Annotated in this window: 1 pseudogene; it reads right to left on the bottom strand. The window is 40.7% G+C overall.

The window, feature by feature from the left end:
• Positions 1–273, bottom strand: a pseudogene (locus tag SB658_RS23900) (bacitracin ABC transporter permease); the annotation flags it as partial.

Below are 273 nucleotides of genomic sequence, written 5' to 3'. Positions count from 1 at the left end.
ACCCCAATGATAATTTCAAACACAGAGATTTTTTTCACACGCTGCTCTGTAGAAGACGTAGTTCTAAACAAAGATAAAATGGTCTGTCTGTTAATAAACCATCGATTTCTTAACATGATTAATCCATAGATGATGAAAAAGACGATCAGTGTCTGCAAAAGGGCCATGCCTGAAAAGTGCAGGTTGGCGATGGCGCTGACGCCGGATACTTTAAATAGCACCATCAGCATGAGTTTTGAACCGATAAATCCAGCTATGATGCCAACAGCCATG

This window comes from Bacillus sp. SIMBA_008 (assembly GCF_046535495.1).
Taxonomy (GTDB): Bacteria; Bacillota; Bacilli; order Bacillales; family Bacillaceae; genus Bacillus; species Bacillus subtilis.
This window is presented reverse-complemented; position numbering and strand designations above follow the sequence as displayed.